The organism is Pristimantibacillus sp. PTI5, assembly GCF_048572955.1.
Taxonomy (GTDB): Bacteria; Bacillota; Bacilli; order Paenibacillales; family Paenibacillaceae; genus Pristimantibacillus.
On record NZ_CP183886.1, the window covers coordinates 3,821,732 to 3,839,854 of the forward strand.

17 protein-coding genes are annotated in these 18,123 nt (G+C 50.8%); 12 read left to right on the forward strand and 5 right to left on the reverse strand.

The features are described from left to right. Window positions 1-11 precede the first annotated feature (11 nt). Entirely contained in the window at window positions 12-1,130 is a 1,119-nt protein-coding gene (locus ACN6MW_RS17140) for a S1C family serine protease (RefSeq protein ID WP_419871293.1), read from the forward strand. A 96-nt stretch (window positions 1,131-1,226) separates the two neighbouring features. Here the strand turns inward: ACN6MW_RS17140 and ACN6MW_RS17145 are convergent, their stop codons facing one another. Further along, window positions 1,227-2,069, reverse strand: a complete 843-nt coding sequence (locus tag ACN6MW_RS17145; RefSeq protein WP_419871294.1) for a hypothetical protein — start codon at window positions 2,067-2,069, stop codon at window positions 1,227-1,229. Window positions 2,070-2,238: 169 nt separating this feature from the next. Next, window positions 2,239-2,850 (reverse strand): superoxide dismutase, encoded by a 612-nt coding sequence (locus ACN6MW_RS17150; protein ID WP_419871295.1) that lies wholly within the window; start codon window positions 2,848-2,850, stop codon window positions 2,239-2,241. Between the two features lie 455 nt (window positions 2,851-3,305). Here ACN6MW_RS17150 and ACN6MW_RS17155 point away from each other — a divergent pair, with 455 nt between their 5' ends. The 8 genes from ACN6MW_RS17155 to folE all read left to right on the forward strand — a co-directional run bounded on the left by ACN6MW_RS17155 (window position 3,306) and on the right by folE (window position 8,154). Next, complete coding sequence (locus ACN6MW_RS17155; protein ID WP_364150882.1) at window positions 3,306-3,728, forward strand: GNAT family N-acetyltransferase; 423 nt, start codon at window positions 3,306-3,308, stop codon at window positions 3,726-3,728. A gap of 110 nt (window positions 3,729-3,838) precedes the next feature. Further along, the gene (locus ACN6MW_RS17160) at window positions 3,839-4,396 is read left to right on the forward strand and encodes a DUF402 domain-containing protein (RefSeq protein ID WP_419871296.1); all 558 of its coding nucleotides are present in this window, start codon (window positions 3,839-3,841) and stop codon (window positions 4,394-4,396) included. Next, the gene (lepB, locus tag ACN6MW_RS17165) at window positions 4,393-5,010 is read left to right on the forward strand and encodes a signal peptidase I (protein ID WP_419871297.1); all 618 of its coding nucleotides are present in this window, start codon (window positions 4,393-4,395) and stop codon (window positions 5,008-5,010) included. Before ACN6MW_RS17160 ends, lepB begins: the two co-directional genes overlap by 4 nt. 13 nt (window positions 5,011-5,023) lie before the next feature. Further along, complete coding sequence (gene rnhA / locus ACN6MW_RS17170) at window positions 5,024-5,458, forward strand: ribonuclease HI (RefSeq protein WP_364150888.1); 435 nt, start codon at window positions 5,024-5,026, stop codon at window positions 5,456-5,458. Window positions 5,459-5,460: 2 nt separating this feature from the next. Beyond that, window positions 5,461-6,648 (forward strand): tRNA epoxyqueuosine(34) reductase QueG, encoded by a 1,188-nt coding sequence (gene queG, locus ACN6MW_RS17175; RefSeq protein ID WP_419871298.1) that lies wholly within the window; start codon window positions 5,461-5,463, stop codon window positions 6,646-6,648. Then, the gene (locus tag ACN6MW_RS17180) at window positions 6,641-7,183 is read left to right on the forward strand and encodes a methylated-DNA--[protein]-cysteine S-methyltransferase (protein WP_419876373.1); all 543 of its coding nucleotides are present in this window, start codon (window positions 6,641-6,643) and stop codon (window positions 7,181-7,183) included. The genes queG and ACN6MW_RS17180 overlap by 8 nt, the downstream gene beginning before the upstream one ends. A gap of 117 nt (window positions 7,184-7,300) precedes the next feature. Then, window positions 7,301-7,522 carry a YneF family protein gene (locus ACN6MW_RS17185; RefSeq protein ID WP_169085972.1) on the forward strand — a complete coding sequence of 74 codons (222 nt, stop codon included), beginning with the start codon at window positions 7,301-7,303 and terminating at the stop codon, window positions 7,520-7,522. A 38-nt stretch (window positions 7,523-7,560) separates the two neighbouring features. Beyond that, a complete protein-coding gene (gene folE, locus ACN6MW_RS17190; protein WP_364150897.1) occupies window positions 7,561-8,154 on the forward strand; it encodes a GTP cyclohydrolase I FolE in 594 nt (197 codons plus the stop codon). A gap of 68 nt (window positions 8,155-8,222) precedes the next feature. Here folE and ACN6MW_RS17195 read toward each other — a convergent pair whose 3' ends face one another. Next, a complete protein-coding gene (locus ACN6MW_RS17195; RefSeq protein WP_419871299.1) occupies window positions 8,223-9,308 on the reverse strand; it encodes a Fe-Mn family superoxide dismutase in 1,086 nt (361 codons plus the stop codon). 81 nt (window positions 9,309-9,389) lie between these two features. Then, complete coding sequence (locus tag ACN6MW_RS17200; protein ID WP_419871300.1) at window positions 9,390-10,445, reverse strand: alpha/beta hydrolase; 1,056 nt, start codon at window positions 10,443-10,445, stop codon at window positions 9,390-9,392. 354 nt (window positions 10,446-10,799) lie between these two features. Between ACN6MW_RS17200 and ACN6MW_RS17205 the strand changes: the two genes are divergently transcribed. After that, window positions 10,800-11,543, forward strand: a complete 744-nt coding sequence (locus ACN6MW_RS17205) for an IclR family transcriptional regulator (protein ID WP_419871301.1) — start codon at window positions 10,800-10,802, stop codon at window positions 11,541-11,543. A gap of 233 nt (window positions 11,544-11,776) precedes the next feature. Here the strand turns inward: ACN6MW_RS17205 and acnA are convergent, their stop codons facing one another. After that, complete coding sequence (gene acnA, locus ACN6MW_RS17210; protein ID WP_419871302.1) at window positions 11,777-14,488, reverse strand: aconitate hydratase AcnA; 2,712 nt, start codon at window positions 14,486-14,488, stop codon at window positions 11,777-11,779. A 243-nt stretch (window positions 14,489-14,731) separates the two neighbouring features. On the opposite strand from acnA, the gene ACN6MW_RS17215 reads away from it, so the two are divergent. After that, window positions 14,732-16,054: an amidase domain-containing protein gene (locus ACN6MW_RS17215; protein WP_419871303.1), complete on the forward strand. Its 1,323-nt coding sequence runs from the start codon at window positions 14,732-14,734 to the stop codon at window positions 16,052-16,054. 23 nt (window positions 16,055-16,077) lie between these two features. After that, window positions 16,078-17,196 carry a D-alanine--D-alanine ligase gene (locus ACN6MW_RS17220; protein WP_364150915.1) on the forward strand — a complete coding sequence of 373 codons (1,119 nt, stop codon included), beginning with the start codon at window positions 16,078-16,080 and terminating at the stop codon, window positions 17,194-17,196. Window positions 17,197-18,123: the final 927 nt, after the last annotated feature.

An 18,123-nucleotide genomic window follows, 5' to 3' on the forward strand; every position in this document is an offset into this window, starting at 1 on the left:
GGGGCGATGAGATGAGTAAACGAGTATGGATCAGCGCCATCGCATCCACCCTTATTGTTTGTGGCGGAATGGCTGCCGCGCTGGCCGTTCATTCTGAAATGCCGGGCAGGCTGCAGGGGAAGCCGCTGCTCGCTGTAGCGGAAATCGGACAGAAAAAGACGCTGAAGGATATTATTTTTGAAACGCAGAAGCTGGTCGTCATGATTGAAACGGAAGACGGCTCCCAAGGGTCCGGGTTTCTTTATAACAAAGAGGGCGATCTGATCACGAACGCGCATGTTGTCGCAGGCGCCAAGAAGGTGAAAATAAAAACAGCTGACGCACGCGAAATGGACGGCGAGGTCATCGGCATCAGCACGGAGACGGATATTGCCGTCGTCCGCGTCGAAGCGCTGGCTGGGACCGAGCCGCTGGAAGTGGTCCGTGACGGGAAAGCGGAGGTCGGCGACGAGGTGCTGGCCGTGGGCAGTCCGCTCGGCTTTCAAAATACGGTCACGACCGGCATCATAAGCGGGTTAGGCAGAAGCTTTGAGATCGAACCGTATTTATATTCCGATTTGTATCAAATTTCGGCGCCCATTGCGCCGGGCAACAGCGGAGGGCCGCTTGTCGATCAGACGTCGGGCGCCGTGCTCGGCATCAACTCGGCGGGGTACGAGCAAGGATCGATCGGCTTCAGCATTCCGATTTCGAACGTGATCGAGATTGCGGAGGACTGGTCAGAAGAGCCGATGAAAGAGCTGCCTGAGCTGGAGATTGCCGATGAGTCTGCCGGCCTGGAGGAAGATGCTGAGGTAGAAGAGTTTGCCGGCTATCTGGTAACGCATTTCTATGACAGTCTGAATAATGCGGATTATGTGTATGCTTACTCGCTGCTCGGAGGCAATTGGAAAGAAGGGACGAGCTACGAGAAATTCCGCGAAGGCTACTTAGGGACGTTAAATGTTGTTATCGACGATATGCATGTAAAGGACAGCAAGGAAGACAAAGCGACCGTTATCGCCGTAATTTCCGTAGATGAACGCGTAGACGGCAAATATGTGTTAAGCAAATATCAGGTAACCTATGAGGTTGGCTACGAGAACGACCAATTAAAGCTGATAAGCGGCAAAGGAAAAGCGATTAAATAAAGGCTGCATCTAATAAAAAAAAAAAGAGCGAGGAAACCGCCCAGGGGGGACGGCTTTCACTCGCTCTTTTTGTATGGTTGGTTAATCATGTGCTGCTTAATCCTCGGAAGCAGGGTCGAAGGTGTACGTTTCATCTGCGAATTCGTCCCCATCCTCACGCGGAAAAGGATTGTAAAAGAGCTGAAGCGCGACGGAGTCGTTTCGCTGAAGCGGGAAGTTGAGCAGGGAAGCAGGAATGACACGGCCGTTAAGCTGAAGCTGATAGCTGATATTGCCGCCAATCGGAATGCCGCTGACTGAAATGATTTGGCCGTTAAAATTGAAGCGAACGACCCCTGTTTCCGCAAGCGCTTGATAGATCGTTAAGCCGGGACGGAAACGCACGCGATAGGCTTGCGTCACGTAAGGGAACGCTCTTCCGCCATTGATGACAACCGTTACCGAAGCTTGAGGACCTGGAGGGAACGGGAAGGGAATCGGGAACGGAATAGGGAACGGAAAAGGAAACGGCGGTCTTGGCGGCGGAAACGGCCCTGGTCCAGGAGGGAACGGTCCGGGTCCAGGAGGGAACGGCCCTGGTCCAGGAGGGAACGGCCCTGGTCCGGGAGGGAACGGCCCTGGTCCGGGAGGGAACGGCCCTGGTCCAGGAGGGAACGGCCCTGGTCCAGGAGGGAACGGCCCTGGTCCGGGAGGGAACGGCCCTGGTCCGGGAGGGAACGGCCCTGGTCCGGGAGGGAACGGCCCTGGTCCGGGAGGGAACGGTCCGGGTCCAGGAGGGAATGGCCCTGGTCCAGGAGGGAACATACCAGACCCTGGGCCTCCCGGCGGAGGCGGAGGCATGATGGTGCGCGGTCCGCCGCAGCCGCAGTCGCTGCCTGCTTGAACCGCTTGCCGCGCATCCGCGCTGAATTGTTGCTGGTTAATGTAAGTATAATCCATGCAAGCACTCATACTCCTTTACGAAACAGATTAGGCATTTATCCTTATCTATCGTATGCGGCAGATGCCTATCCGGTGTACAAATGCAGGCGCGTGGAATAAAATTACGCCCTAAAACGAAAAAACGGCGCTGCCCCATATAGGAGGCAAGCGCCGTTTACTAAATATATTATTTTACAGCTGCTTCGTAACGTTTGCTAACTTCATCCCAGTTTACTACGTTCCAGAACGCTGCGATGTAATCAGGGCGTTTGTTTTGGTAGTTCAGGTAGTAAGCGTGCTCCCATACATCAAGACCTAGGATTGGCGTTTCGCCTTCCATGATCGGGCTGTCTTGGTTTGGCAAGCTGTATACTTTCAATTTGCCGTTTGCAACTGCTAGGAATGCCCAGCCGCTGCCGAAACGAGTTGTTGCTGCTTTAGCGAAGTCTGCTTTGAAAGTTTCAAAGCCGCCAAGCTCGCTTTCGATTGCTGCTGCAAGAGCGCCGCTTGGTGCTCCGCCTGCGTTTGGAGCGATTGTTTCCCAGAACAAGCTGTGGTTCGCGTGTCCGCCGCCGTTGTTGCGAACAGCAGTACGGATACCTTCAGGAACGCTTGCAAGGTCAGCGATCAATTCTTCGATCGATTTGCTTTGCAATTCAGGAGCGGACTCCAAAGCAGCGTTAAGGTTAGTCACGTAAGCATTATGGTGACGGCCGTGGTGAATTTCCATTGTTGTCGCATCGATATGCGGCTCAAGTGCGTTGTGCGCGTAAGGCAAAGCTGGTAGTTGATGTGCCATTTTTTACAGCCTCCTAATTATATGTAGTTATCCAAGTCCATTATCCCTTATCCGATCGAATAAATCAACATTATTGTTGCAAAAGTCGAAAGGAGCTAAGGGGCCGAACCTAACCCAAGCATAAGCGGCGATCGTGATCCTAAGTTTCCAGAGCAGCCGTACTGCGGAGCAATAGCAGCGCATTTATAGTCGAAAACTTATAAAGCCTAATACCCTAAAATAGGGTATCACTAACCTATCGAAATTATACGAACTAGTCATATGGAAGGAGCGGCGTTAACAAAAAAAACGATTAAATCAGTGTAAGCGCTTAATATAAAGCGTTTTCAAGAGATAATCGATGATTTGTTTAATTTTTTTAAGGAATATTAAAGATACAAGCAGGATTTCGTTAAATTTTGTCGTAATATATTCTAAATGCAGTACTATGACATGGTATAGAAGGTGTAATTTAAATGAATGTTCGTTCCTTCCAGTTGTCCGATTACCGACCAATTACAGCACTTCTCGAGGAAGTTCTTTCCGAAGAGTGCTACGAACAAACGATGGAAGCTTTTGCCCGCCAGTTGTCATGGGATAGTGATTTGGTTCTAGTCGCTGTCGAAAATTCCGAAATTGTGGGCATGATTATCGGTACGATTGATAATAACAAAGGTTATTATTATCGAATTGCCGTCTCTCCTCTCCACCAAAGGAAAGGAATCGGTAAAACGCTCATCCAAGCATTGCGCCAGCGTTTCGAACAGCGCCATGTCACAAAGATACTAATTACCGCGGACGAGCACAATGAGCCGGTTTTACCGCTGTACGAGTCGATGGGGTACGTTGCCAACGATTTTATCAGATCATTTCAGAAACTGAGCATTGTAGCCGGTTAACGCGAACTTTACTGCATGTATGATGTACGCAGGGCATATCTGCACCGCCATTGCTTTTGGCGGTGAGATATGCTTTTCTTATTACTATATACTTTTACGAGGAGAACGGGATGGAACCATATCGGCACTGTGTCATCAAAAGCTTCAAACATAACGGTTACATTCACCGTACTTGGCAACAGAATTGGCTTGTTCCGGACGGGCTGCTTGCGATCGAGCATAAAGCGGAAGCGATTAAGGTGCTCATTAACAGCCAAACGCCGATTCAGGAGTCAGACGGTAAGATATGGGTTAGCCGCGTTCCGGCAGTCTCCTTTTTTATACCTGGGCAGTGGTTCAACGTGGTTGCTTTATTAGAAGAGGGAGGCGTTCGCTACTACTGCAATATTGCCTCGCCTCCTTATTTGCAAGGGGATGTGCTCACCTATATCGATTACGATCTGGATGTCATCCGCACGGTGGACGGCGAGAGGTTCGTTGTTGATCAGGATGAGTATGAGATGCATAAAGCGGCCTACCATTATCCGAAAATGGTGGATGACAAGGTGCAGGAGGGGCTTGCTGCGCTTTTGCACCGTATCGATCAGGGCCAGTCTCCTTTCCATGACCAGCTTGTGGCCATGTATTATGAGGCTTGGCTGAAGCGCGAAGATGAGGTGGAGAAATGAGCAGACTAGATACGGATCAGAAGCTGGAGGAAAACAGCACGGGGCTGGGAGCGGATCCGCAGCTGAATGGTGCCGCGGACAAACGTCCAATCTGGCTTGTCGAGCTGATGGACTGGATCAAAACCTTCGCGATTGCATTTGCCGTTGTGCTGCTTCTGCATTTTTTTGTTTTCAACCTGTCCAAGGTCGAGGGACATTCGATGGAGCCGACGTTAACGGAGCACGAGTGGCTTTTTGTTAACAAGATTATATACATCGTCGGCAAGCCGAAGTTCGGAGATGTTGTTATTTTGAAGGAACCGGGCAGCGGCACGGGCGAGAAGAAGTATCTTGTCAAAAGAATCGTCGGCCTGCCCGGCGATCGCATCGAGGTGCATGACCAGCGTTTATACCGGAACGGAGAGCTGGTAGACGAGCCGTATACGGATTCTCTCATCGAAGACATGAGCTATGGACCGGAGATTATTAATGAAGGACATTATTTTGTCATGGGAGATAACCGTCATGCCAGAGCCAGTCTGGACAGCAGATCGTTCCATGCGGTTCCGGAAGAGCTGATTCAGGGCAGAGCCGAGTTTATTTTATGGCCATACAATGAGATAAGAGCGCTTTAAGGAGGGTTCGGCAATGAAGGAGGTTATGATCTATACGGACGGAGCCTGCTCCGGCAACCCGGGACCGGGCGGCTGGGGAGCGGTGCTCTTTTTTGGCGTTCATCAGAAAGAAATCTCGGGCGGCGAGAAACATTCGACGAATAACCGCATGGAAATCCAGGCGGTGATCGAGGGTCTGAGGCTGCTGAAGGAGCCGTGTCAGGTGAAGGTTTACAGCGATTCCGCTTATGTTGTGAATTGCTTCCAGAAGGGCTGGATTAAAGGTTGGCTGCGCAACGGGTGGAAGAACAGCAAGAAGGAGCCGGTGGAGAACCAGGAGCTCTGGAAAACGCTTTGGGAGCTCATGCAAAAGCATAAAGTAGAATACGTAAAGGTAAAAGGCCATAGCGACAATCAATGGAATAATCGCTGTGACGAGCTTGCTCGTGAAGCAATAAAAAGGTTATAGCTATGACAGACAGGTGGGAAAAGTTAAAGAAAGAGATGAAGGAGGCTGCGCAGAGCCTTGGCATCGACAAAATCGGAATCGCCTCCGCGGATCCGTTCGTATCCTTAAAACAAATTTTGCTGAACCATCGCGAGCTCGGCAGGGAGTCCGGCTTCGAAGAGCCGGATATCGAGAAGCGTACGAATCCGTCGCTGCTGTTCGATAATCCCCAATCGATTATCGCGATCGCGGTGGCTTATCCCGCGAAGCTGAAGGACCCGCCCAAATCGGAGCCTGGAGCAAGGCGGGGCATCATGTCCCGCTCGGCCTGGGGAGATGATTACCATAAGGTTTTGCGTGACCGTTTAGCCAAGCTGGAGGCCTGGTTGAGGGAGCGCGTGCCCGAGCTACGGGCAGAAAGCATGGTGGATACGGGCGCTTTGTCGGACCGGGCGGTAGCAGAACGCGCAGGCATTGGCTGGAGCGCGAAAAACTGCTCCATCATATCGCCCGAGCTTGGATCTTGGATTTACCTTGGCGAGATGATCACCAACCTGCCTTTTGCGCCGGATGAGCCGGTTACGGAGAGCTGCGGCAGCTGCACCAAATGCATAGATGCTTGTCCGACGGATGCGCTTGTCGGTCCGGGTCAATTGAATTCCAGCCGCTGCATTTCTTTCGTAACGCAGACCAAAGGAATGCTCTCGGACGAGTTTATGCGCAAAATCGGCAATCGGCTTTACGGCTGTGATACATGCCAGACCGTATGTCCGGTTAACCGAGGCAAAAACTGGACGCATCATCAGGAGCTGCAGCCCGATATGGAGCTGGTGAAGCCGTTACTCGTTCCTTTGCTTACGGTTGGGAATAAAGAGTTTCAAGCAAGGTACGGCCGTACCTCCTCGGCTTGGCGCGGGAAAAAGCCGATTCAGCGCAACGCGGTTATTGCGCTTGGCAACTTCAAAGAGGCGAGCGCCGTTCCGGATCTGATTCGCGTGCTGGAGCAGGATACGCGGCCGGTGCTGCGCGGAACGGCAGCTTGGTCGCTTGCGCGTATTGGGGGCGAGCAAGCGAGGTCGGCGCTGCTTGCGGCTGCAGACAAAGAAAGCGATGAGGAAGCACGGCAGGCGATTGCGAATGCGCTCGAACAAATCGATGCCGCGGCAAACGGTCAGGAGCAGAAGGCGGAAGCGGGTGGCACGAATGATTGATCGCCTATATGCGGCTTTGATTGATTCTCCTATTGGGACGATGACGCTGACGGCAAGCGATAAAGGGATTTGCCATTTGGATTTTGCCTCGTATGAATCGGTCGCGGAAAGTCTTCAGATGTGGGGGGCGCGTCATGTTGGTCCGCATGCCGCGGAAATTCCGCTCATGGAGGCGGCCTCCCATCCGCTGCTGAAGGAAGCGGAGAGGCAGCTTCAGCTTTATTTTGACGGACGGCTTCAGCAATTCGAGCTTCCCGTGCAGATGTACGGCACGCCGTTTCAACAGAGAGTATGGGCTGCCCTGCAGCAAATTCCATACGGTGAGACGCGAACCTACAAGGATATTGCTGTCATGCTGGGCCAGCCGGGCGCGATGCGAGCCGTTGGCGGGGCGAATAACCGCAATCCGGTGTCGATCATTGTGCCCTGCCACCGCGTCATTGGCGCGAGCGGTCAAATGGTCGGTTACGGCGGAGGCCTGCCGATAAAAATAGCGCTGCTAGACTTAGAGAAGAAAGCGCCGGACAAGCCGTAAAAGCAGCCATAAAAAGGTTAAGTGAAGCGGCAATCGCTTCATTGCGAACATGGGTCGAACATGCTATCATGGGAACATTATACACAGCAGGAGATTAGAAAGGGACGGGTGAAAGGTATGTCTTGGGTAAACATTGTAGTACCAATCGTAACACTGCTAGCAGGAGCTGTAGGGGGCTTTTTTGTAGGCGTATTCTATCTGCGGAAGCAGCTGGAGAAGATGCAAAACGATCCGGAAATGATTCAGAAAATGGCTAAGCAAATGGGCTATAACCTCAATAAACAACAAATGCAAAAAGCGCAGCACATGATGAAAAACCAAAAAATGCCTCGCAGATAAAGATAAGCTCGAGGCGAAACCGGAGGGAGAGTACAGAAATGGCGGGACGGAAAGATTACGTCAATTCGAATGTAACGAGCAACCGGGAGCAGATTGAACATCATATCAGGGAAATTTTGAAGCTTGTTGGCGAAGATGTAGAGCGTGAAGGATTGCTTGAGACGCCAGCCCGCGTAACTCGAATGTACGAGGAAATTTTCGCAGGCTATGAGGTTGACCCGCGAGAGGTGCTCGGTGTCACGTTTGACGAGCAGCACGAGGAGCTTGTTATCGTGAAGGATATCGTTTATTACAGCCAGTGCGAGCATCATATGGCGCCTTTCTTCGGAAAAGCGCATATCGGTTATATCCCAAGCGGCAAAATTGCGGGACTTAGCAAGCTTGCTAGACTGGTAGAGGCGGTTACGCGCCGTCTGCAGGTGCAAGAACGAATTACATCGCAAATCGCGGATATCCTTGATGAAGAGCTGATGCCTAACGGCGTGATGGTCGTCGTCGAAGGCGAGCATTTATGCATGTGCGCGCGCGGCGTGAAAAAGCCGGGCAGCAAGACGGTAACCTCCGCCGTGAGAGGCGAATTCCGTTCCAATTCTGCTCTTCGTTCTGAGTTTCTGACATTATTGAAGCAATAGGCTGGCAAGCCTGGTAAAAAGCCGGACAGGGGAGACCTCCTGTTCGGCTTTTTTTATACAGTTGGCGGTTAGAACGGCGTCCACACAAGCTTACGCGCTTCCTCAAAGCGTTCATTCACAAATGGCCAAATCACCACGTTCCACCAGTCCTGCACATAATCAGCCCGTCTGCTTTGATGCTTCAAATAATAGGCGTGCTCCCATACATCGAGCGGGAGCAGCGGAATAACGTCCCATTGCGACAGGTTTTGATGCTTCTCGGCCGTCAAAATTTCAAGCCGCCTGCTGCGCGGGCTCCATACGAGAATCGCCCAGCCGCCGCCTTCTACTTTTACCGCCGCCTCGCTGAATTGCTGCTTAAAAGCAGCGAAGCCGCCAAAATCGTTTCGGATTTGCTGGCTTAGCAGGCCGGTTGGCTCTCCGCCTCCATAAGGGGACAGGATGCTCCAGAACAGCGTATGCAAATAATGGCCCGCACCGTTAAAGGCAAGCTCGCGCTCCCAGTGCTTCACGAGATCAAAGCTGCCGGTATCGCGCGCCGCTTGCAGCTGGAGCTCTGCTTGATTCAAGCCGTCTACATAGGATTGATGATGGATATCATGGTGGATCCGCATGGTCTGTTCATCAATGTAAGGCTCTAGTGCATCATAAGGATAAGGCAGCGGCGGCAGCGTATGCCCGCCAATAGGTACTTGCTGGAGCGGGGCGCGCTGCTCGCTATTGCCGGGGCTGTTGGCAGCCTGGCGATAAGCGCTCATTAAACCGATATAGTAATTCGATTCCCTGATGGAATGAAGAATGACGGTTTTGGCGATGGGAGAAGAGACGGATGCCGTTCGCTCGATGAGCTGCATCAGTTGGTCCACATACGTGCGCGACTGCTCCAGCGCAGCATCAACAAGCGCTTCTACGGTTTGCTCCACATAGGAAGGCAGGCGGGAGCGGGTAGGCAGCCATTCCTCCAACCATTGATTCGTATAATGGGCAGTATGGGAGAAGACGGGCTCCCAGGATTGGAGAAGCTGGACATATTGGCGATCCAGCTCGGGGAAAGCCTGCAAAATAACAGCAGCATGTTCTTGTTCCTGCTGCTTCCAATGACGAATCAGCTCGATAACGCGAACGGGCATGAGCGTTCCGTAAACAAAAAGCACGACCATCGCCTCCTTTGTCGCAACAAGTGCATCTATGTTAGATGTATTCGTTGTGAAACGGGCTTATGTCGTGCTTGTTGATTATATGCGTTCTGCTTGGAGCTGCTGGTCAACTTGGCTGAGAAATAAAGCGGCTCTCTGAATGTATTCGCTCGGATGAACCTGAAACAGCAGCTCATGCTTGCCATCTTGCACGATCCAAGAGCGGGAGAGGACATTTCCTTGTCCATCGGCAATCGTTTCGGCTGTTTCGTATGGGGCTTTTACGTCGTTCGTGCCATGAATAATGAACAACGGAATATCGTAGACATTGGATATGACTTCGCTTGCCGGAATGGAGCCGAAGCTCGTTCCCGTCCACAGCGGAATCATCGTTTCGATCAGTGGCAGCGAAAATTGCGGCAAGGATACGAATTGATTCAAGTTTTCGAACAAGGCTTCAGAGCTCGGAATAAACAAGCTGTCGAGTATCATGGCATCGATCTCATCAGTCTGCAGGGCAGCTTGCAGGGCCGTTCCCGCACCCATGGAGAAGCCCCAAACGACGATATCCTCGGCACCGCGGGATTTGGCATAATCTACGGCAGCAAGCAGCTGCTGCGATTCCTCCAGTCCTCCCGTAGCAGGAGCCTTATACTCCTTGGAGGCGTAGCCGTAATCAAACAGCAATATATTATAATTCAGTCCGTGCAGCAGCTTGGAGAGCTCATACATCGGAACCCATGATTCTTCGCGATTCGCGCCATAGCCATGGCTGAACACTACCGTGCGCGCCGAAGGCGCCGATGCAACGGCTTCGGTATCGGCAGGTATGAACCAGCCGCTGACCGTCGTGTTTCCGCTTTTGCTAGGGAATACGACATCCTCGTAATCTAGGCCGATAGCCGCTTGCGGATTAGAGGAAAGTGGAGCAACGTAAGGAAAAGCAAGCATCCAAGCGACATAGCCATGAAAAATAATAACGGCAAGCAGGCACATCGCGGTTAGTGAAGCTACGGAAGCAACCAGCAAATGCTTGCCTCGGCTTCTAGATTTACGCAGGAGAAAGGGATTGTCGGAATCTCCGAGCGGGAAGGGCTGAAGGCTTTGCGGGAATCCGCCTTCAAGCGGCATAGGTGTCATCATGGTCGTGCTCATGTCGTTGTCCTCCCTCTGTATGCAAACGTCTATTGGACTAGTATATTCCAATGGTTGTAAGCGCTTTTCAAATCTAGTACTTTCATCGTAGTCCGGTCCTATAAGCCTGTCAATTGATGTCGAGGTAATGTTAATCATTTGTAATGTTACTGTAATGTAAAGAACTTTTCTTTACGATAATGGAAGCGATGAGTTATACTGAATGAGAATTGGTTTCATTGGATGAAACTTTTGGATAAATAATCCTGAATAGGCGTTACGCTTATGCTCGTATTTATTTATCACCGCGGAACGACTGCTTTTTGCTGCTCAAGACGGCGGCGGGCGTTTACGCTTGGAGGGAGGTGCGGCTGCATGGAAGATGGAAAATCGACGGTGCGGGCAGTGGATCGGGCGCTTGATATATTGCTATGTTTTATTTCAAAAACGGACTGGGCGATGACGGAAATCGCCGAACATGTCGGCCTGCACAAAAGCACGGTTCACCGGATGCTCGCTACGCTCGAGGAGAAGGGCTTTATCGAGCGGGACCGCTCAACCGACCGTTATCATTTAGGATTAAAGATGTGGGAGCTGTCCGCCAATTTATCGCGTTCAGACGACCAAGCAACGATATGGCTGCCCGAGATGGAACGGCTGCGCGACCAGCTGGGGGAAACAGTCAGCATATATGTAAGGGACGGCTCGGAGCGGATTCGCATGCAAGCTGTCCAAAGCAATCAGCCCGTGCGGCGGGTTGCACCGGTCGGCGTGAGGCTTCCGCTTTACGCAGGCGCTTCGAGCAAGGTGCTGATCGCTTATTCCGACCCGATGGTGCAGGAGAGCATTTTTGGGGATCCGTCATGGCTTTATTCCATTGATTTGGACCAGTACAAGCAGCAGCTGGAAGAGATTTTGGCGCAGGGATACGCGACAAGCTTCGAGGAGCGCGAGCCGGGGGCTGCCGCGTTGTCGGCGCCGATTTTTAATCGGACGGGCAAGCTGGCAGCAGCCTTATCCGTATCGGGGCCTGCAAGCAGGCTGACCATGCAGACGATGCGAGAATACGCGCCTGTGATGATGGAGTCCGCCAAACGAATGGGAATAATGATTTTATAGCCAGAACAACAAAAAGCAGCAGGCCGGAGGCGAACCTCGGGTCTGCTGCTTTTTTTGAAAAAGTATAATTTTCACAAGGAAACGAGCCTTTTCCGCCAAAGAGGGTGCCAGCCGTTTACGCTTGTGAATGATGCCATTTCAGAAAAAAAAAAGGCACCCGTTCAAGCCGATTGCTCTGCTTGAACGGGTGCCCTTGTCTTACGGCTGCACCGCTTGCGCGTGTGCGACGATTATTACATGTTAGCGATCATTTGGCGAAGTACCGTTTGAAGGATACCGCCGTTGCGGTAGTAATCCACGTCTACGACAGAGTCAAGACGTACGATTGCAGGGAAATCGAAGGTCGTACCGTCTTCGCGAGTAGCGGTTACCGTTACTTGCGAACCTGGTGTAACGTCATTGGACAAGCCAACGATATCAAACGTTTCGCGACCCGTAATGTTAAGCGTCTTCCAGCCTTGGCCTTCTGGGAATTGGAGCGGCAATACGCCCATACCGACCAGGTTAGAGCGGTGAATACGCTCAAAGCTTTCAGCGATAACGGCTTTAACGCCTAGCAGCATAGTACCTTTAGCCGCCCAGTCACGGGAGCTTCCAGTGCCGTACTCTTTGCCGGCTAGAACAACAAGGTTTTTGCCGTCTTTTTGGTATTTCATCGATGCATCGTAGATCGACATCACTTCATCGGTCGGCAGGTAAGTCGTAACGCCGCCTTCTGTGCCTGGAGCCACTTGGTTACGAATACGGATGTTCGCGAACGTACCGCGCATCATCACTTCGTGGTTACCGCGGCGGGAGCCGTACGAGTTGAAGTCTTCGCGTTTTACGCCGTTTTCGATCAAGTATTGGCCGCCTGGGCTGTTAACGGTAATGTTACCGGCCGGGGAGATATGATCCGTCGTTACGGAATCGCCCATAAGCGCAAGCACGTTTGAGGAATGAATATCTTCAATATCGTTCAGGTCAGGGCCAAGGTTTTCGAAGAATGGCGGGTTTTGGATATAAGTCGATTTATTATCCCACTCGTAGCTCTCGCCCTTAGGTACCGAAATTGCATTCCAACGCTCGTTCTGCGTAAATACGTTCTCGTATTTATCGCGGAACATTTGCGGGTTAAGCGCAGCCGTCATCGCATCGTTGATTTCTTTCGACGTAGGCCAGATATCTTTGAGGAATACCGGTTTGTTGTCTTCTGTGTAACCAATAGGTTCCGTTGTCAAATCGATGTTAGTCGTACCGGCAAGCGCATAAGCGATAACAAGCGGCGGAGAAGCCAGGTAGTTCGCTTTTACTTGCGCATGAACGCGGCCTTCAAAGTTACGGTTACCGGATAGAACAGCGGAAACCGTCATATCGTTGTCGGCAATTGCTTTGCTTACTTCATCCGGAAGCGGACCGGAGTTACCGATACAAGTCGCGCAGCCATAACCTGCTACGTGGAAGCCAAGCGCTTCTAGCGGCTCGATCAGGTTTGCTTTTGTCAAATATTCCGTAACAACGAGCGAGCCCGGCGTTAGGGAGCTTTTTACGTAAGCAGGTTTTTTAAGTCCAAGGGCAACTGCTTTTTTAGCCACAAGTCCGGCACCAACCATTACGCTTGGGTTAGACGTGTTCGTGCAGCTTGTAATTGCGGCAATTACGACTGCGCCAGTGCCCATTTTGCTCACTTGGCCGTCATTGTGTTTAACCGTTACGAACTGCTCGATTTTCTCATCGGAGAGGCCATAGCCGCCTTTGTCGATCGGCGTGCGGATGATGCCGTTAAAGGATTCCTTCATTGCCGTTAGCTCAACACGGTCTTGCGGACGCTTCGGTCCTGCAAGGGAAGGAACGATTGTCGAAAGGTCAAGCTCAACAACATCCGTAAATACCGGATCCGGAGTTGCATCCGTACGGAACATGTCTTGCGCTTTGTAGTATGAGCCAACAAGCTCGATAAGGTCATCGGAGCGGCCGGTTTGTTTCAAATAGCTAAGCGTTTCGTCATCGACAGGGAAGAAGCCGATTGTCGCGCCGTATTCCGGTGCCATGTTGGCAACCGTTGCACGGTCAGCAAGGCTGATGTTCGACAAGCCCGGGCCGAAGAACTCGACAAATTTGCCGACAACGCCTTTTTTACGCAAAATTTGAGTAACAGTAAGCGCAAGGTCAGTCGCTGTAGAGCCTTCTGCCAGCTTGCCTGTCAATTTAAAGCCGATAACTTCAGGCATTACGAAGTATAGAGGTTGGCCAAGCATACCCGCTTCAGCCTCGATACCGCCTACGCCCCAGCCTACTACGCCAAGTCCGTTGATCATCGTTGTATGCGAATCCGTACCAACGAGGGAATCAGGGTATACGACAGTTTCGCCGTCGATTGTTTTTGTAGCTGCAACGGATGCAAGGTACTCAAGGTTTACTTGGTGAACGATACCCGTGCCCGGCGGAACCGCGCGGAAGTTATCGAATGCCGTTTGCGCCCAGCGAAGGAAACGGTAGCGCTCTTCGTTACGTTCGAATTCAACCTTAGTGTTGTATTCAAGCGCTTCAGGCGAACCGAATGCGTCCACCATAATGGAGTGGTCGATGACAAGGTCAACGGGTACGAGCGGGTTGATCTTCTTCGGATCTCCGCCTGCTTTTTTCACGGTATCGCGCATTGCCGCAAGGTCAACGACAACCGGTACGCCCGTGAAATCCTGCAATACGATACGAGCAGGGATGAAAGGAATTTCTTTGTCTTCGCGTCCGTCAGCCCAAGTTGCCAGCTGCTTTACATGCTCGGGAGTAATGGCGCGTCCGTCAAATTGGCGAACAGCCGCCTCAAGCAATACTTTAATGGAAAAAGGCAATTTCGAGATATCGCCTAGTCCTTGTTCTTCAAGTCCGCCCAGACGGTAGTAAGCGTAAGATTTGCCACCAGCGTCCAGCGTTGTGCGAACCGAATAATGATTTTGTGTAGCCATCGTCATTCTCCTCTTTGAATGTAGTTTGTGTTTCATTCTGTGAAACACAATTTCAAAATCGCTATAACTATAGTATATCGCTAAAATAGTCCTTCCGTAAAGTCCAATTATGACTTTCCAAGCCTGTAAATCGCTTGAAAAGGCAACTTTACGAATGTTACATGAAACGGAAGAAGGCTTCATATAATGAAGCAGTTAATCTGCGTTAAGCTTGCAGTCACAACAAGGTCAAGGAGGATTGCTATGCCGCGAATAGGTAACCAGGGACAAGGAACGACTGGTCAGAAGAAAACGCAAGCAGCGTCCAAGCAGGCCGCCTCTCCGCGTAAATTAGAGCAGAAAGCAACGACGCATGCTGTCTTGAAGCCGCAGCTGCCCCCTTCCGGGGTGCAAACGGAACGACAAGCACAGCCGAGCATTCACGCACCGCAGATCAGGGATCGGGCGAATCATGAAATAAAACCGGTTAAACAGCAAGCCTCAAAGCTTAACTCGCTGCTTCGTTCCTCTGATTATGACCAGCATATCCAGCAGGGGAAGGTGCAGGGATGGAAAGCGGCTATCCACCGTTACGTCAGCTTGTATAATCAAGCCGAAGCTAATCAGCACGCGGCTGTGCTGACCGACTACGTAACCGACTCTGACCATTGCGAGCGCCTTCGCTGCAGGCTGGAGCGGCTCAGAGAACGTGATTTGCTCAGGGGCGCGCTTCCGGCAGGGAGCGAAACAAAGGCTGAGCTCATTCGCGTTAACGATTCGCCGAATGAGGTTTCCGTGCTTGTCCGGCTCCATATCAAGAGAAGGATGGAACAGTCTGGACGATTTTACATGGAGGAAAGATCCGAATTAGAGCGTCTCTGGTTAGGGCTGTCCGGCGGTGCTTGGGATATCCTGCGTGTGGAGCCGATTATATCGGAACGCAGGCCACGCTTTGGCACGGCAACAGACAACTGGATGACCGTCGATGATTATTCGGAGCTATTTGGCGATCTATCGTCACCGTCAACACCATACTTAAATTATGACCTATTACAGCAATTCAAACACCGTCCCTCCGGCATTCGTTACAGGAGAGATTTGGCTGCGGCTTATGCGGATCGTTGGTGGAATGAAGGGAACCCGGCATATGAGCTTTTTGAGGTGAATTGTACCCATTACGTGTCGCAGTGCATCTTTGCAGGCAATGCTCCGATGAACTATACTGGTAAGAGGGAAACGGGCTGGTGGTATAAAGGCCGGAATAAGGGCAGCGAATGGTGGAGCTACAGCTGGGCGGTATCCAATGCTTTGACCAATTATTTGACGGGGGCGAAGTCTTCTGGCATGCGTGCTGAGATTGTGCAATCTGCCGATGAGCTGCAGCTAGGCGATGTCATTACCTATGACTGGAATGGCGATCATCGCTTTCAGCACAGTACGATCGTCACTGCTTTTGATTCGTTCGGAATGCCGCTAGTGAATGCCAACACCGTTTCCAGCAGGCATCGCTATTGGGATTATCGTGATTCCTATGCATGGACGGAACAAACGAAATATCGTTTTTTTCACATTGCTGATCTATTATAAATTATTGTACCGGAGGATATGCCATGGGGAGCAAGGTTCGAGTAGGTTTAGTTTACGGGGGGAAATCGGGAGAGCATGAGGTATCTCTGCAAACGGCTTACGCGGTTATGGGTGAGTTCGATTATAGCAAATACGAAATCAAACCTTTCTATATTTCAAAACAAGGCGAATGGAAAACGGGTGCCGTGCTTCATGCCCGTCCAAATACGGTAGAAGAGCTTCGTTTTGCAGCGGGCGAGGCGAAGCAGACGGGCTTCGCTTTGGCTCCGTTATTTCAAGGCTTAAACGCAGGCACATCCGCTGAAGGCGAGGAGCCGCGCATTGATGTCGTGTTCCCGCTGCTGCACGGGACATTCGGCGAGGACGGAACGATTCAAGGACTGTTCGAAATGGCGAACATCCCATATGTGGGAGCCGGTGTTCTCGCTTCTGCCGTTGGGATGGACAAGATTATGATGAAAAAAGTATTTGCGCAGGAGGGCTTGCCGCAATGCATTTTCCGCTACTTTAACCGGACGCAATGGGAGAGAGACGCTTCCTTCTTTATTATGGAATGTGAGGTTGCTCTTGGGTACCCTTGCTTCATCAAACCGGCTAACCTGGGCTCCAGCGTCGGCGTATCCAAAGCCAAAAACCGCGAAGAGCTTGTTGCTGCGGTGAACTACGCGCTGCGTTTTGACCGCAAGGTCATTGTGGAGGAATTTGTGGATGCGCGGGAAATCGAAGTAAGCGTACTGGGCAACGATGACGCCAAAGCATCCGTACCGGGCGAAATTGCGCCTTCTAACGAATTCTATGATTACAAAGCTAAATATATCGACGGGAAATCGACAATGCAAATTCCGGCTATTTTGTCACCGGATATGACAGAATCCATCCGCGAAATGGCGGTTCGCGCATTCCAAGCCATCGACGGCTCCGGTTTGTCCCGCGTAGATTTTTTCGTTCGCAAAAGCGACAACCAAATTTTTATCAACGAAGTGAACACCTTGCCGGGCTTTACCCCTTTCAGCATGTATCCGCTCATGTGGAAGGAAACCGGTATTCCATATAAAGAACTATTGGACTCATTGATCTCGCTGGCTCTTTCACGCCATGCCGACAAGCAGCGTATTGATTTCACAGGCGAAGCGGCACAATAAGAAAGAAGCTTACCGAAGAATTGCTGCAGCTGCTGAGCTTGCACAGTGTGATTTCAGGACCGCTCAAACGCAGCTGCACATATAAGATCTTAAAAGTAACCTATTCATACCTGCAGTGTGTCACGCAGTGCTGGAACGGAACCCTTCGTTATGACGTGATCGCATGATGCATGCTGCGTTGCTAAACGGCATACGACGCTTCTGATGAGCAATTAGCAGGATAAACTCCTGTTAATTGCTCATTGCTTGGAGAGGCGGCTTATTTAACAGGAATTACTCCATCTAATTGCTCGCATATTGGGATAAATGATGGACAAGCACCAAATTAGATGGATAATTTCCATCTAAATGCTTAAATGGAGTAGAATTGGGTGAATTAACAGGAGAAATTCCAGTTATTTAAAACGAAACGATGTGGCTAGGCGCAGTTAGATTTAGAGCAGTTCTATTGGACTTCTCAGCGCCTAAATGATGAGATTTAAGGAAATGATGGACACAGACTGCCTTTAAAAGTAATCAGTGTCTGCTTCCTTGAATTAAGAGTTGCTTTAGGTAGCTAGCGTTCCATACATGCACTAATCAAGAATAATAAGAACAATCAAGAACTCGCTCTTACCACTGTAAACGGGTCTCCTGTTCTTGATACATACTTCTTGAATCAATTAACTGGATAAACTCCTGCTAATTGCTCGTTGCTTGGAGCGGCGGCTTATTTAACAGGAATTACTCCATCTAATTGCTCGCATATTGGGATAAATGATGGACAAGCACCAAATTAGATGGAGTAATTCCATCTAAATGCTTAAATGGAGTAGAATTGGGTGAATTAACAGGAGAAATTCCAGTTATTTAAAACGAAGAGGATTAGTCGAAGTGTAATGTTGAGGTTACTTAACGCGAAGTATGAGTAATCCTTTATAAGTAATC

Bases quoted from the DNA above. Each gene is read 5' to 3' on its own strand.
- ACN6MW_RS17180 (WP_419876373.1), top strand. From the start codon at position 6,641: ATGATTGATCGCCTATATGCGGCTTTGATTGATTCTCCTATTGGGACG.
- ACN6MW_RS17205 (WP_419871301.1), top strand. From the start codon at position 10,800: ATGGAAGATGGAAAATCGACGGTGCGGGCAGTGGATCGGGCGCTTGAT.
- ACN6MW_RS17140 (WP_419871293.1), top strand. From the start codon at position 12: ATGAGTAAACGAGTATGGATCAGCGCCATCGCATCCACCCTTATTGTT.
- ACN6MW_RS17215 (WP_419871303.1), top strand. From the start codon at position 14,732: ATGCCGCGAATAGGTAACCAGGGACAAGGAACGACTGGTCAGAAGAAA.
- folE (WP_364150897.1), top strand. From the start codon at position 7,561: ATGGCGGGACGGAAAGATTACGTCAATTCGAATGTAACGAGCAACCGG.
- lepB (WP_419871297.1), top strand. From the start codon at position 4,393: ATGAGCAGACTAGATACGGATCAGAAGCTGGAGGAAAACAGCACGGGG.
- ACN6MW_RS17145 (WP_419871294.1), bottom strand. From the start codon at position 2,069: ATGGATTATACTTACATTAACCAGCAACAATTCAGCGCGGATGCGCGG.
- rnhA (WP_364150888.1), top strand. From the start codon at position 5,024: ATGAAGGAGGTTATGATCTATACGGACGGAGCCTGCTCCGGCAACCCG.
- acnA (WP_419871302.1), bottom strand. From the start codon at position 14,488: ATGGCTACACAAAATCATTATTCGGTTCGCACAACGCTGGACGCTGGT.
- ACN6MW_RS17220 (WP_364150915.1), top strand. From the start codon at position 16,078: ATGGGGAGCAAGGTTCGAGTAGGTTTAGTTTACGGGGGGAAATCGGGA.
- queG (WP_419871298.1), top strand. From the start codon at position 5,461: ATGACAGACAGGTGGGAAAAGTTAAAGAAAGAGATGAAGGAGGCTGCG.
- ACN6MW_RS17200 (WP_419871300.1), bottom strand. From the start codon at position 10,445: ATGAGCACGACCATGATGACACCTATGCCGCTTGAAGGCGGATTCCCG.
- ACN6MW_RS17150 (WP_419871295.1), bottom strand. From the start codon at position 2,850: ATGGCACATCAACTACCAGCTTTGCCTTACGCGCACAACGCACTTGAG.
- ACN6MW_RS17155 (WP_364150882.1), top strand. From the start codon at position 3,306: ATGAATGTTCGTTCCTTCCAGTTGTCCGATTACCGACCAATTACAGCA.
- ACN6MW_RS17160 (WP_419871296.1), top strand. From the start codon at position 3,839: ATGGAACCATATCGGCACTGTGTCATCAAAAGCTTCAAACATAACGGT.
- ACN6MW_RS17185 (WP_169085972.1), top strand. From the start codon at position 7,301: ATGTCTTGGGTAAACATTGTAGTACCAATCGTAACACTGCTAGCAGGA.